The 12,598-nt window shown below is 42.9% G+C and carries 13 protein-coding genes and 2 riboswitches; of the genes, 3 read left to right on the top strand and 10 right to left on the bottom strand.

The window, feature by feature from the left end:
- Nucleotides 1–51: 51 nt before the first annotated feature.
- A riboswitch (SAM riboswitch) is annotated at nt 52–164 on the bottom strand.
- Nucleotides 165–281: 117 nt separating this feature from the next.
- The 8 genes from ADA55_RS23990 to ADA55_RS23955 form a co-directional block, all read right to left on the bottom strand.
- Nucleotides 282–1,592 (bottom strand): O-acetylhomoserine aminocarboxypropyltransferase/cysteine synthase family protein, encoded by a 1,311-nt coding sequence (locus tag ADA55_RS23990; protein WP_176702814.1) that lies wholly within the window; start codon nt 1,590–1,592, stop codon nt 282–284.
- Nucleotides 1,593–1,692: 100 nt separating this feature from the next.
- Nucleotides 1,693–1,800, bottom strand: a riboswitch (SAM riboswitch).
- A 145-nt stretch (nt 1,801–1,945) separates the two neighbouring features.
- Nucleotides 1,946–2,254 carry a thioredoxin family protein gene (locus tag ADA55_RS23985; protein ID WP_048688277.1) on the bottom strand — a complete coding sequence of 103 codons (309 nt, stop codon included), beginning with the start codon at nt 2,252–2,254 and terminating at the stop codon, nt 1,946–1,948.
- A 3-nt stretch (nt 2,255–2,257) separates the two neighbouring features.
- Nucleotides 2,258–2,623 carry a toprim domain-containing protein gene (locus ADA55_RS23980; protein WP_048688210.1) on the bottom strand — a complete coding sequence of 122 codons (366 nt, stop codon included), beginning with the start codon at nt 2,621–2,623 and terminating at the stop codon, nt 2,258–2,260.
- Nucleotides 2,624–2,717: 94 nt separating this feature from the next.
- The gene (gcvH, locus tag ADA55_RS23975) at nt 2,718–3,101 is read right to left on the bottom strand and encodes a glycine cleavage system protein GcvH (protein WP_034310122.1); all 384 of its coding nucleotides are present in this window, start codon (nt 3,099–3,101) and stop codon (nt 2,718–2,720) included.
- A gap of 95 nt (nt 3,102–3,196) precedes the next feature.
- Nucleotides 3,197–3,553 (bottom strand): arsenate reductase family protein, encoded by a 357-nt coding sequence (locus tag ADA55_RS23970; RefSeq protein ID WP_048688207.1) that lies wholly within the window; start codon nt 3,551–3,553, stop codon nt 3,197–3,199.
- A 141-nt stretch (nt 3,554–3,694) separates the two neighbouring features.
- On the bottom strand, nt 3,695–5,482 hold the full coding sequence (locus ADA55_RS23965; RefSeq protein WP_048688204.1) for an acyl-CoA dehydrogenase family protein: 1,788 nt from the start codon (nt 5,480–5,482) through the stop codon (nt 3,695–3,697).
- 69 nt (nt 5,483–5,551) lie between these two features.
- Entirely contained in the window at nt 5,552–6,730 is a 1,179-nt protein-coding gene (locus ADA55_RS23960; protein WP_048688201.1) for an acetyl-CoA C-acetyltransferase, read from the bottom strand.
- A gap of 71 nt (nt 6,731–6,801) precedes the next feature.
- On the bottom strand, nt 6,802–9,231 hold the full coding sequence (locus ADA55_RS23955; RefSeq protein WP_414629834.1) for a 3-hydroxyacyl-CoA dehydrogenase/enoyl-CoA hydratase family protein: 2,430 nt from the start codon (nt 9,229–9,231) through the stop codon (nt 6,802–6,804).
- Nucleotides 9,232–9,394: 163 nt separating this feature from the next.
- Here ADA55_RS23955 and ADA55_RS28925 point away from each other — a divergent pair, with 163 nt between their 5' ends.
- Complete coding sequence (locus ADA55_RS28925) at nt 9,395–9,529, top strand: YuzL family protein (protein ID WP_072273724.1); 135 nt, start codon at nt 9,395–9,397, stop codon at nt 9,527–9,529.
- Nucleotides 9,530–9,578: 49 nt separating this feature from the next.
- On the opposite strand, the gene ADA55_RS23950 is transcribed toward ADA55_RS28925, so the two are convergent.
- Nucleotides 9,579–10,496 carry a proline dehydrogenase family protein gene (locus ADA55_RS23950; RefSeq protein ID WP_048688192.1) on the bottom strand — a complete coding sequence of 306 codons (918 nt, stop codon included), beginning with the start codon at nt 10,494–10,496 and terminating at the stop codon, nt 9,579–9,581.
- A gap of 147 nt (nt 10,497–10,643) precedes the next feature.
- On the opposite strand from ADA55_RS23950, the gene ADA55_RS23945 reads away from it, so the two are divergent.
- Both ADA55_RS23945 and ADA55_RS23940 read left to right on the top strand, forming a co-directional pair.
- Nucleotides 10,644–10,922 (top strand): hypothetical protein, encoded by a 279-nt coding sequence (locus tag ADA55_RS23945; protein ID WP_034310108.1) that lies wholly within the window; start codon nt 10,644–10,646, stop codon nt 10,920–10,922.
- A 13-nt stretch (nt 10,923–10,935) separates the two neighbouring features.
- Nucleotides 10,936–11,271, top strand: a complete 336-nt coding sequence (locus ADA55_RS23940) for a spore coat protein (protein WP_048688189.1) — start codon at nt 10,936–10,938, stop codon at nt 11,269–11,271.
- Between the two features lie 81 nt (nt 11,272–11,352).
- Here the strand turns inward: ADA55_RS23940 and ADA55_RS23935 are convergent, their stop codons facing one another.
- On the bottom strand, nt 11,353–12,525 hold the full coding sequence (locus ADA55_RS23935; RefSeq protein ID WP_048688186.1) for an FtsW/RodA/SpoVE family cell cycle protein: 1,173 nt from the start codon (nt 12,523–12,525) through the stop codon (nt 11,353–11,355).
- Nucleotides 12,526–12,598: the final 73 nt, after the last annotated feature.

Genomic DNA, 12,598 nt, shown 5'->3' with positions numbered 1-12,598 from the left:
AGAAAAAACCTTTCTGCATGAGCAGAAAGGCAGGTGAAGAAACAGGCCTTCCTCTCATCTTCCAAAGTGATTAAACTTTGTGTGAATTGGCACCTTTCCAAGGAAATCTCCTTGTCGGTTGCCGGGTTTCATCGGGCACATCCCTCCACCTCTCTTGATAAGAGCTAATATATAGAATATTTAAATATCATTAAGTTCTTTAGTATGCTGAAATTTTATCATAGATAAAAAAAGAGCGCAATGTATATTATTTCTAGTACAAGAATGAACAGGAACTTTACTTAAACCGATTTGGAAGTCAAGGAGACGATGTTCGTCGCCTTTTCAATTGCCTGCTCCAAATCTTCTATTAAGTCCTCTACATTTTCAATCCCAATCGATAATCGGACTTGATCGGCACTTACACCCGCTTTCTCAAGACCCGCCTCATTCAATTGTTGATGGGTTGTACTGGCTGGGTGGATGATCAAGCTCTTCGCATCCCCTACATTCGCCACATGGGACCATAATTCCACCGAATTGATAAGTTTTGCCCCAGCTTCGCGATTACCTTGAATCCCAAATGTCACGACAGATCCAGCTCCCTTTGGCAAATATTTATCCGCAAGGGCTTTATCGGGATGATCCTCATCACCAGGATGTGAAACCCAGGTCACGGCTGGATGGTTTTTTAAATAGTTTATGACAGACTTGGTGTTTGATAGATGCTCTTTCATCCTTACATGCAGCGTTTCAAGTCCAAGCGTAAACTGGAATGCACTTTGGGCACTTAGCGCAGGGCCCAAATCACGGAGTAACTGAACTCGGGCTTTCGTTATGAATGCGGCAGGTCCAACTGCCTCTGCGTATACCAGACCGTCGTAACTTGGGTCAGGCTCCGTGAAGCCTGGGTAGTTTGGCGAGTTCCAATCGAATTTCCCTCCATCCACTATGACACCGCCTAGCGTGGTTCCATTTCCAAGAAGCCATTTTGTAGCGGAATGGATGACAATATCCGCTCCAAAGTCAATTGGTCTGCAAAGATACGGTGTCGCGAAGGTATTATCAATGATTAAAGGTATGCCGGCTTCATGGGCGATTTCCGCTACCGCTTCAATATCAAGTACCCTCAAACTTGGATTTCCGATCGTTTCAGCAAAAATGGCTTTAGTTCTTGGCGTAATCGCCCTTTTGAAGTTTTCGGGATCATCGGGAGAAACGAACTTCACTTTGATCCCATATTTAGGAAGAGTGTTTTCAAATAGGTTATACGTACCGCCATATAATGTAGAGGCAGAAACAATCTCATCCCCTGCAGCGGCGATATTCAGGATTGAAAGTGAGATGGCGGCCATTCCGCTTGCCGTTGCCAATCCGCCGATACCGCCTTCCAATAAGGCCATCCTTTCCTCAAAAACACTGACCGTGGGATTATGAAGCCGTGTATATATATAACCATTCTCCTTTAGGCCAAATAAATTCGCTGCATGGTCGGTGTCTTTGAACAAGTATGCATTGCTTTGGTAGATAGGAACGGCACGTGCACCTGTTTCATCAGCTTGCAGACCTCCATGAACACTCAATGTTTCGAAGCGCAACTTTTTCTCTGACATATGAATTCACCTTTTTCTATGGATTTAGTTGGAATTATTTGAGTTCCGACTTTTTTATAAACAAAAAAACCACTTCAATAAGAAGAGGTTTCCAGAACACACCTCATCTACCAGAGCCAACACTCTGCTGGAATTAGCACCGTATATAAAAATTTATACCGGTTGCCGGGCTTCGTCGGGCCAGTCCCTCCGCCACTCTTGATAAGAACTATTAAATTCTGCCATTACTTATTTCAAAATATAGCATTTTAGATTAAATCAGTCAATGAATTGTTAGAATATTCTTTGTTTATTTCCTGCTCTCATTCAAATGTCAGCAACAAAGAAAACCAACCGCGGTCCTGATTGGTTTCCTAACTGATTTCCTTAAGCAATCCGTACAAATAAGGAACGGATTGAAAGGCATATATTTTTTTGTGCAGCTGCCCTTCTTTGAAAAGCAATAAGCAAGGAACACTTTCGATTTCATATGATTCGGCAATTGCTTGGACATAGTTCATATTCATTTTGCCTGCCTTCAATCCCGGAAAAAGCTCCAAGGATATCGTCAGCATCTTGGAGGCCACCTGACAGGTGCCGCATAAAGGCGTGTATAAATATAAGCAAAAGGTTTCCCCATTTTCAACAGCAAGCTTACACTCTTCTTCTTTCCATTCCTGCATCAATTAGTCGTTCACCCTTTGACTTAAAAATTTCATTTTCACATTCATATTGGCAGATAGGAGCACAGTTGCGATATGATGTTCGGGTGAGCTCTCCACTTCTTTGTACATTTTATTAATATACAGGTGGTTCGCTTCCGGCATTTCCCTTCGGAACTGCTTCCGCAGCTTTTCTCCTGATTCATCTGCGTCAAAAAGGAGATAAACATCACGGTCCATCAATTCATCCACTAATTCATCCAGCTTAGTTAATGATATGGTCCCATTCGTACATCTTATTTCCACATCTTCATTTAAAACGGAGGCAACTTTTCTTCTATCGGAACTGCCTTCTACAATGATCACTTTATCGAATTCGCCCCACTCCATGTCATCACTCCATCTCACGAATTATGTGCGCAACTCACCCACTGTACAAATGAAAAAGAGAGCAGGCCTTTTCAGTCCCCCCTCTCCTTTCTTTTTAACCGTTGATTAAACTCTCATACTCTTCAGCGCTCATCAAGTTTTCAATATCACTGCTATTAGATGGTTCAAGCACGACCATCCATGCCTTTTCATAAGGAGACTCATTTACATATTCAGGGTTGTCACTTAAATCTTCGTTCACTTCAACAACCTTGCCACTGATAGGTGCATAAAGCTCAGAAACGGTCTTAACGGATTCAACACTTCCAAATGGTTCGTTCGCTTTCAATTCATCGCCGATTTCCGGAAGCTCAACGAATACGATGTCCCCAAGCTCGGACTGTGCGAATGCCGTAATTCCAATTCGCACTGTTCCATCTTCCGTTTTGACCCATTCATGTTCTTTAGTGTAACGAAGTTCTTTTGGTGTTGTTGTCATAATTAACCCTCCATATGTACATCTTATTTTATCTATTCCATTATAAGGTAGATTGTTTGTTTAAGTAAGGAATTAACCAAATATTTCGTGAAATTTCAGTTCCAAACCTGTTCGAATTGCTCTTCTTTGAAACCTACCGTCACTTTGGTGCCATCCGTAACGATCGGCCTTTTCAGAAGCATGCCATCTGTGGACAATATATCAAGCATCTCTGCTTCAGAAGCTTCTTTCAGCTTATCCTTTAAGCCCAGCTCCCGATATTTTTGACCGCTAGTATTGAAAAACTTCTTCAACTCCAAATTGCTGTTTTTATATAGTTGTTCTATTTCAGTTCGCGAAGGGGGATTATCCGCTATATGGATCGCTTCATATTGCAGTTCATGATTATCCAGCCACTTCTTCGCATTACGGCATGTACCGCATTTCGGGTACCAATATAATGTAAAGCCCATCATTTCACCACCTATCAATAGAATACCCGTTTTTACCACGCAATACAACGAAATGTCTTTTGAATTTCCTATGCGATTTCATCAAAGGAAATAAAGGGAATGCCTTTACGGGCATTCCCTTTACGGATTCTGACTCATTGCTTAAAGAGCATATTTTTCCGTTTCGATTACTTTGACGGATGCTTCGCGTTTTTTCGCAATGACATTGATCGGAGTGTGTCTTGTCAGCTTACGGAGCGACGAAAGCATGATGCGAAGAGTATCGCCTGTTTCCACCGCAATTAACGTTTCCTTTGCATGCTGTTCTATTTCATTGAAAGCTTCCTGAACGAAGATTTCCGTGTAAAGCACTTTTTGTTTGTTCTTCTCCATACCTGTAGCTGCAATTGCTTTTTCCGTACGCAATACCACGGATTCAGCTGCATAGGCAAGGGATGCGATATCAGCAATGTTGGAGAGGATTTCTTGTTCTTGATCAAGATTTTTGCCATATTTCTGTGCCGCAAGCCCAGCTGCCAGAATACCGATTTTCTTAGCGTTCCTAACAAGCATTTTTTCTTGTGCCAGTGGCTCATCGCCAGGTTCTTCCGGCATCATCATCATCAATTCCTCTTGCAGGCCTTGAGCTTTTTGAAGTAGCGGCAATTCCCCTTTAAGTGCTTTCTTCAGGAATGTTCCCGGGACAAGCAATCTATTGATTTCATTTGTACCTTCAAAGATCCGGTTAATACGGGAATCGCGATATGCTTTTTCAATTTCATATTCCTGCATGAAACCATAACCGCCATGAAGCTGTACGCCTTCGTCCGTAACGTAATCCAATACTTCGGAAGCAAAGAATTTATTCAATGAACATTCAATGGCATATTCAGCGATTGCAGCCGCCATTGATTTCCCATCTTTCACTTGCTCATCCGTCAATTTGCTTTGTCTTTGATCATAAAGTCCAACCGTACGATATACAGAGCTTTCTGCTGCATAAATTTTCGCTGCCATTGTTGCAAGTTTTTCTTTCGTCAAGTTAAAATCGGAAATTTTCGTTTTGAACTGTTGACGTTGATTCGTATAAGCAGCTGTAATCTCAAGGGCACGTTTAGATCCGCCGACAGCACCGACGCCTAATTTATAGCGGCCGATATTCAGGATATTGAAAGCGATGACATGCCCTTTTCCGGCTACACCCAAAAGGTTTTCGACTGGTACATGAACATCTTCGAGGATTAAAGTTCGTGTAGATGAGCTTTTGATCCCCATTTTCTTTTCTTCAGCCCCAGTTGATACGCCTTTATAATCACGCTCAACAATGAAAGCGGAGAATTGTTCACCGTCGATTTTGGCGTATACACAGAAGACATCTGCAAAACCTGCATTTGTAATCCATTGTTTTTCGCCATTTAAAATATAGTGTGTTCCTTCTGCATTCAATTTCGCTGTCGTTTTTGCTCCCAAGGCATCTGAACCTGAGCTTGGTTCCGTTAAGGCATACGCAGCAATCTTCTCACCCGTTGCCAGTAAAGGAAGGTATTTTTTCTTTTGGTCTTCATTCCCGAATAATACGATTGGCAAAGAGCCGATACCAACATGTGCACCATGCGTAATTCCGAAGCCGCCTGCAAGTGCCATTTTTTCCGTAATCAATGCCGAACTGATTTTATCAAGACCCAATCCGCTGTATTCCTCAGGAACATCAGCACCAAGTAAACCGATTTCACCTGCATGCTTCAGTAATTTAACGGAACGGTCAAATTCATGGTTTTCTAAATGTTCAACCTGCGGCAGAATTTCATTCACTACGAATTCCTCCGAGGTTTTGGCAATCATTTTATGCTCATCAGAATAATCTTCCGGTGTAAACACTTGATCATACGTAATATCTTCTATTAAAAAGGCCCCGCCTTTAATGAGGTTATCTGTAGTTTGATTGGACATGTTATTTCCTCCTATGTGTTTAAGATAGTGATCCCGCCGGAAGCATGACAGCTTCCGGAAGGGGTCGGATTACGCCATTAATTCAAACACTCCGGCAGCACCCATCCCGCCGCCGATACACATTGTCACGACTCCGAACTGTTGGTTTCTGCGCTTCATTTCATGAAGCAGGCTTAATGTCAATTTTGCTCCCGAACATCCTAGTGGATGGCCTAAAGCGATGGCTCCTCCATTTACATTGACAATCTCTTCATTCAATCCAAGTTCACGAATGATTTGAATGGATTGGGAAGCAAAGGCTTCATTCAATTCAAATAAACCAATATCCGATAATTCAAGACCCGCTAGCTTCAAAGCTTTAGGTATGGCTGCAATCGGTCCGATGCCCATTATTTCAGGCGGTACTCCTGCTACAGCAAAGGAACGGAACTTACCCATCGGTTTCATTCCCAAGGAAGAAGCCTTTTCCCCGTCCATGACCATGACCGCGGCTGCACCATCACTCGTCTGTGATGAATTCCCTGCTGTTACGGATCCTGTAACGGAGAATGCAGGTCTTAGTTTTTTCAGCACTTCAGCTGTCGTTCCTGGACGAACGCCCTCATCCTGTGTAAAAGTAAATGATTTTTCCTTTAACTTAAGATCTGGTCCCACTGAACGAAGGGTAACGTCAACCGGTACGATTTCATCGGAAAACTTTCCTTCTGCAATGGCCTTAGCCGCCTTCTGATGACTTCTAACAGAAAATGCATCTTGATCGTCACGGGAAATGCCGTATTTTTTTGCAACGGCTTCAGCAGTGTGACCCATACCCATATAATATTCCGGTGCCGTTTCCGCAAGTCTCGCGTTCGGACGTGTTACATGGCCCATCATTGGCAAAAGGCTCATGGATTCCGCTCCGCCTGCAATGACTGTATCACTTTGGCCGAGCATGATCCTTTCCGCTCCATATGCGATACTTTGCAGACCGCTTGAACAGTAACGATTAATCGTTATGGCCGGTACTGTATAAGGCAATCCTGCCAATGCTCCAATGTTACGCGCCATGTTCAATCCTTGTTCCGCTTCAGGCATTGCGCAACCGATAATCAGGTCATCTATCGTTCCTTCATAATTCCCTGCACGCTTTAACGTTTCCTTTACGACAAGAGCCCCTAAATCATCAGGGCGTACACTGGCAAGAGAACCTTTTTTCGCTCTTCCTACCGGAGTCCTTGCTCCAGCTACTATTACCGCTTCTTTCATGAGGATCCCCCTTACTCATTTTTAAGCTATCGATCTATTGATCTCGTTTTGGCCATATCTTCATCTATCCATCAATTACGGAGTGGTTTACCTTTAACGAGCATGTGCTGCATCCTTGCCTGGGATTTCGGAGTCGAAATCAGTTTCAGGAATGCCTGTTTTTCCAGGTTCAAGATATACTGTTCATCTACTTCCGTGCCAAAGGGGAGTTTTCCTCCTGCCAGGACGTATGCCAGCTCTTTGGCTATGACAAGGTCATGTTCTGATAAGAATCCTGAAAGGCGCATGGATTCCGCCCCTAATAGCAGTGCGGCATATCCAGTTTCACCTACGACAGGGATCTTTGTGCGGGCTGGAGCGGTATAGCCTTGTTCATGCATGGAAAGTACCGCCTGTTTCGCATCATATAGCTGATGATCCGCATTCACGCTTATTCCATCAGATGAATTAAGGAAATTATTCCCCCTCGCTTCCTCGGCTGAGGTCGAAACTTTTGCCATGGCGACCGTTTCAAATACTTGGTTGGCCACTTTCTGTAAGTCGAAGTCAACGCCCTTCGGCATATTCCTCAACGTCTTCACATAAAGTTCTTTAGTCCCGCCGCCGCCTGGGATCAAGCCGACACCAGGTTCCACTAGTCCCATATACGTTTCAGTCGTTGCCTGGATGCGCGCTGCCGGAAGGGACACTTCAGCACCCCCGCCAAGTGTCATATTAAACGGGGCAGCCACTACAGGAACTGCACTGTACTTAATTTTAAGCATCGCCTGTTGGAATTGGCTGATGACCATATCGAGTTCAAAAATATTGTCATCCTGCGCTTCCATCAGCATCATTGCAATATTAGCGCCGACACAGAAATTCTTTCCTTGGTTTCCGATGACCAGGCCTTTAAAATTCGCTTCCGCTTCGTCAACCGCGGCATTGATCATTTGTATGATATCCAGACCGATTGCATTATTCGGCGAAGTGAATTCAAGCAGAGCCACTCCATCGCCGATATCGATCAAGCTTGCACCACTGTTTTTCTTGATTACGCCTTTTTGCTTCTTGATCGCTTTAAGATTGATCACTTTAGGATTTTCGACAAGCTCTTTATATTCACCATTATCATAATAGTGAACTATGCCATTTTCTTCTTTATAGAATGACTTGATGCCTTTAGCGAGCATATCCTTCACCCATTGCGGGACGGTTATGCCTTCCGCTTCCATTCGGGCTGCCGATTTTTCTACACCTATCGCATCCCAGGTTTCAAATGGGCCTGTGGACCATCCAAATCCCCATTTCATCGCTTGATCGATCGCCACGATGTCATCCGCGATGTCCCCAAGCAGCTGGGCAGAATACACAAGCGCCGGATTCAGGACATTCCATAGTAATTGGCCGGCACGGTCTTCGCTATAAACAAGCGCTTTCATTTTATTATCCAAGCCCTTGGCCTGTTTAGCCATTTCGATGGAAGGCGTTTTTAATCTTTTTCGTGCGGCATATTCAAGGGTTTCAGGATTCAGTTCAAGGATTTCCTTGCCTTTTTTCAAGAAGAATCCCTGTCCTGACTTGCTTCCAAGCCACCCATTCTTAAGCATTTCATTCATGAAATCAGGTATCTTGAAAACTTCTTTTTCTTCTCCGTCCACCTGGTCATAAACGTTTCTGGCAACATGTGCAAAGGTATCCAATCCAACGACATCAAGTGTCCGGAAAGTGGCGCTAGTTGCCCTTCCAATCAACGGACCTGTAACCGAATCGACCTCACCGACACTGTATCCGCCTTTTTGCATTTCCCGCAAAGTGACCAATAAACCATAAGTTCCAATGCGGTTTGCGATGAAGTTGGGGGTATCCTTGGCTTCGACAACACCTTTTCCAAGTACATCTTCGCCAAATCGCTTCATATATTCGAGCACTTCTGATGAAGTTGCCTTAGTAGGGATGATCTCCAACAATTTAAGATAACGCGGCGGATTGAAGAAGTGAGTTCCCAGAAAGTGCTTTTGAAAGTCCTCCGAACGTCCTTCTGCCATCGCTTCGATTGAAATTCCGGATGTATTCGAAGAAACGATGCTTCCTGGTTTACGATGCTGATCAACCTGGGCGAACACACTTTGCTTAACCTCAAGCTTCTCAACGACCACTTCGATGATCCAATCGACATCCTTTAAACGACTTATATCATCTTCCAGGTTTCCAGCCTCGATCAACGCGATGTTTCCCTTAGCCGAAAGCGGAGCTGGTTTCTGTTTTAAAAGTTTCGTAATCGCCGTTTGGCTGATGCGGTTACGCACTTGTTTATTATCTAATGTCAGTCCCTTTTTCTTTTCATCCTCAGTGAGTTCACGAGGTACAATATCCAATAATAAAGTCGGAATGCCGATGTTAGCAAGGTGTGCAGCAATCCCTGATCCCATAACTCCTGACCCTAGAACAGCAGCCTTTCGTATTTGTCGAACCAAGTTTATATCCCCCTTACACAATTTATTGAATGAATGTTCATTCATTTTTAATTCAAAAAAATTTTGAATATTTTTTCTTATTACTAATATAGAATATATTTGGAAATTCCGCAATGATTAAACAGGAAAAAATATATTTTTTTCTCCGCGTTCTTCCGGTTATTTCTCCTCCGTTCAGTAAAAAATAACCGGGCAGGAGGTGACTTATATAATGAAGCGTAAAGATAATCCTTCTAAAGCAGCCGTGAGCGCAGCAAGTGTTAAAGGCAATGCCGGCCCTGGCGCTGAACGTCAACATGGAATCAATAAAGTGAACAGCCAAAACAATCAGTTCAAAAGATAATCCTTCTTGATTTGAGCAGCCGTCCCTTTTCCAGGGCGGCTCTCGCTTCCTATTTCTTGAATAGGCCTTTTAAAACGAAAGCAATATTGGCCGGCCTCTCCGCAAGGCGGCGCATGAAATATCCATACCAATCCGTACCATAAGGAACATACACCCTTACCTTATATCCTTCTTTAGCAAGTTCAAGCTGCTTTTCAGTGCGGATTCCATATAACATTTGAAATTCAAATGAATCCCGGGATATTCCCTGATCTTTGACCAAGTCCCTCGTATAATCAATGATACTATCATCATGTGTGGCAACGGCTGTGTAATTTCCATTTTGCATATGCTTCTTGATGATTTTCTTGAAATTCTCATCCACATCTTTTTTTTCGGGAAAAGCCACTTCCCTTGGTTCTTTATAAGCCCCTTTAACAAGTCTTAAATTCGGATGGTATGCATCCAGCTCTTCAATATCCCTCTCAGTCCGATACAGATAAGCTTGAATGACAGTCCCCAATTCATTATATTCAGACTTCAAGGTTTTGAATACATCCAAAGTCGGCTGGCAGCGCGGAAAATCTTCCATATCAAGCGTCACGAAAACACGATGGTCTCTAGCTTCATCCAAGATTCTCCGCATGTTATTCATTACGACTTGTTCGGACACATCCAAGCCCATCGAGGTCAGCTTCAGGGATAACTGTGAATCGAGTTCATTTGTGCCAATCATCCGGATGGCTTCAATGCACTCTTCTGCCATCTTCCCTGCTTCTTGTTCATCTTCAATGAATTCACCCAAATAATCAATGGTGACAGCAAGCCCCTTCCGGTTAAGGTCAGCAATCACATCACATGCCATATCCAAGGATTCTCCTGCCACGAAGCGAGATGCACCAAACCGCAGCCCGTATTTTTTCGCTGCCTGTGTCATAGCTTTATTCTTTGATAAAAAAAGGAACAGATTTTTCAAAATCCTTTCCATCTGCATTCCCCTCCAAATCATTTTGGAAAATAGATGCACCTATTATTTTAACATTTAATTCATTTTTCAGATATTTAGAATCAAGAATAAAAAATTTCATGAAGGGAAAATTAAGCCCGATTAAAGAACACATAAGGAGGTAGAATGATGGAACAGCAAAATTCGTTTAATAGCCAACAGCAGTCGACCGGCTTCATGAAACAGCCACCGGAAATGGTTTCGGTGAAAGATAGCTTATACTTAACCGATATGCTTGCATGGAATCTGAATGCGGTTAAAAAAGCACATTTTTTTGCCACACAATGTAAGGACCCGCAAATCATTGATGCGTTAAATCGGTGCGGACTCATGCATCAACGCCATTACGATACCATTTTGAAACATTTGAACCCGGACCAAAACCAGAGTCAACAACAATATCAATAAAGGAGGGTTCTTGATGCCCAATGAAAACAAAGTCCAAAACCCTGAATCTCCCGTGGCAAAAACACCGCAAATGAATGACAGGGATTTTATAAATGATATGCTCACAACTGAAAAGTACTTTTGTAACTCCCTTTCCGTTGCCCTGCATGAAATGAGCAATCAAGCATTATTCCAAGACATTTTCTCCATTTCCAAAGAAAATCAGGAGATGCAGCGTGAACTCTATAACCTTATGTTCGAAAAAGGCTGGTATAGTTTAGAAAAGGCGCAAGCTACCAGCTTAGGCCAATCGTATCAACAATTTTCCGGTTATAAAAATCAATTTCCATCTGGAACGAACATTCAATAAACAAACATTCAGGGGGGTGGATTCTGCTCCTTTTGTTTTTTGCTACAAATAAAGCCGGCCCATCGGGGGCCGGCTTTATTATTAGATATCCGTAGAAAACATATACTTCTTATAGTGATACCGAATGCTGAATATTAAGCCCATCGCCATCATGTTCCCCATGAGCGAGCTTCCTCCATAACTGACAAATGGAAGCGGAATCCCCGTAATCGGCAAAAGGCCTACAGTCATGCCGATATTTTGAAAAACGTGGAACGTCAACATGCTTATAACGCCCACACAGATATATGTATAGAAGTTATTTTTCGTGTCCATTCCCGTTTTTGTTATGTGGTAAATCAATAGGAAAAACAAGGAAATGATGATGCTTGATCCGATGAAGCCGAATTCTTCACCGATGATGCTGAAAATGAAATCCGAATGACTCTCGGGCAAATACACTTCCCTTGAACCGATTCCCTTGCCTGTAGTCTGGCCGGAGCCTATGGCCAGTAAGGATTTGGTTAAGTGATACCCTTCGGAGCTGGCATAATTATATGGATCCAGCCAAGAATAGATACGGCCGAATTGATAAGATTTTACCCCTAGGTATTTTTCCAGGATTTCCGGCTTCCAAAGTACAAAGTACAGGACCGTGGACGCGACGACAATTCCTCCCGAAACGATCGGCAGCAGGATCTTCCATGTTACCCCTGATATGAAAATCATTCCGAGCATGATTGACATGATGACAAGCGAGGTGCCCAAATCCGGCTGTTGCATGATTAACAATAAAGGGGCACCGGTCACAAGACCGATTTTAATAAGCAGCCAGATATCCGTTTGAATCGTTTTCAGCGTGTTTTTGAGATGATGGTTCGATATGACATTCGCTAAAGCCAGGATCAGGAAAACCTTCATGAATTCCGATGGCTGAATCGAACCGATTCCCGGAATGATGAACCAACTTTTCGCACCATTCCGGACAGGAACGATGCTTTCCGGCATAATGATCAGCAAAAAAAGTAAAAATAATCCGAAGCCATAAGCGTACCATGAGATTTTTTTCAACTGGTCCGAATCCAGTGTGATGAACCCTAATACGATTCCAATCCCCACTATATACCAAAAAATTTGTTTTATTAAGAAGTTTTCAGCGTACTGTCCAGTCGTTTGGGCACTATAGATTGCCAGGCAACTTCCAACGCATAATAACAGCAATATTGTGACCAAAGAAAAATCTATTCGAGATGAAAATTTATTTTGTTCTTCCATACTAAACTCTCCCTTAAAAAGGCTCCTGCGATACTCTATAAATACACTTATTCATTATACTTTAAACAAATAA

This window comes from Bacillus sp. 220_BSPC, assembly GCF_001054655.1.
GTDB lineage: Bacteria > Bacillota > Bacilli > Bacillales > DSM-1321 > Peribacillus > Peribacillus frigoritolerans.
This window is presented reverse-complemented; position numbering and strand designations above follow the sequence as displayed.

What these genes read in the sequence shown, in the direction of transcription:
- ADA55_RS23985 (WP_048688277.1), bottom strand. Translation starts at nt 2,254, where the DNA reads ATGCAGGAATGGAAAGAAGAAGAGTGTAAGCTTGCTGTTGAAAATGGG.
- ADA55_RS23960 (WP_048688201.1), bottom strand. Translation starts at nt 6,730, where the DNA reads ATGAAAGAAGCGGTAATAGTAGCTGGAGCAAGGACTCCGGTAGGAAGA.
- ADA55_RS23950 (WP_048688192.1), bottom strand. Translation starts at nt 10,496, where the DNA reads ATGGAAAGGATTTTGAAAAATCTGTTCCTTTTTTTATCAAAGAATAAA.
- ADA55_RS23990 (WP_176702814.1), bottom strand. Translation starts at nt 1,592, where the DNA reads ATGTCAGAGAAAAAGTTGCGCTTCGAAACATTGAGTGTTCATGGAGGT.
- ADA55_RS23970 (WP_048688207.1), bottom strand. Translation starts at nt 3,553, where the DNA reads ATGGGCTTTACATTATATTGGTACCCGAAATGCGGTACATGCCGTAAT.
- ADA55_RS23935 (WP_048688186.1), bottom strand. Translation starts at nt 12,525, where the DNA reads ATGGAAGAACAAAATAAATTTTCATCTCGAATAGATTTTTCTTTGGTC.
- ADA55_RS23955 (WP_414629834.1), bottom strand. Translation starts at nt 9,231, where the DNA reads ATGAATGAACATTCATTCAATAAATTGTGTAAGGGGGATATAAACTTG.
- ADA55_RS23965 (WP_048688204.1), bottom strand. Translation starts at nt 5,482, where the DNA reads ATGTCCAATCAAACTACAGATAACCTCATTAAAGGCGGGGCCTTTTTA.
- ADA55_RS23980 (WP_048688210.1), bottom strand. Translation starts at nt 2,623, where the DNA reads ATGGAGTGGGGCGAATTCGATAAAGTGATCATTGTAGAAGGCAGTTCC.
- ADA55_RS23940 (WP_048688189.1), top strand. Translation starts at nt 10,936, where the DNA reads ATGCCCAATGAAAACAAAGTCCAAAACCCTGAATCTCCCGTGGCAAAA.
- ADA55_RS23945 (WP_034310108.1), top strand. Translation starts at nt 10,644, where the DNA reads ATGGAACAGCAAAATTCGTTTAATAGCCAACAGCAGTCGACCGGCTTC.
- gcvH (WP_034310122.1), bottom strand. Translation starts at nt 3,101, where the DNA reads ATGACAACAACACCAAAAGAACTTCGTTACACTAAAGAACATGAATGG.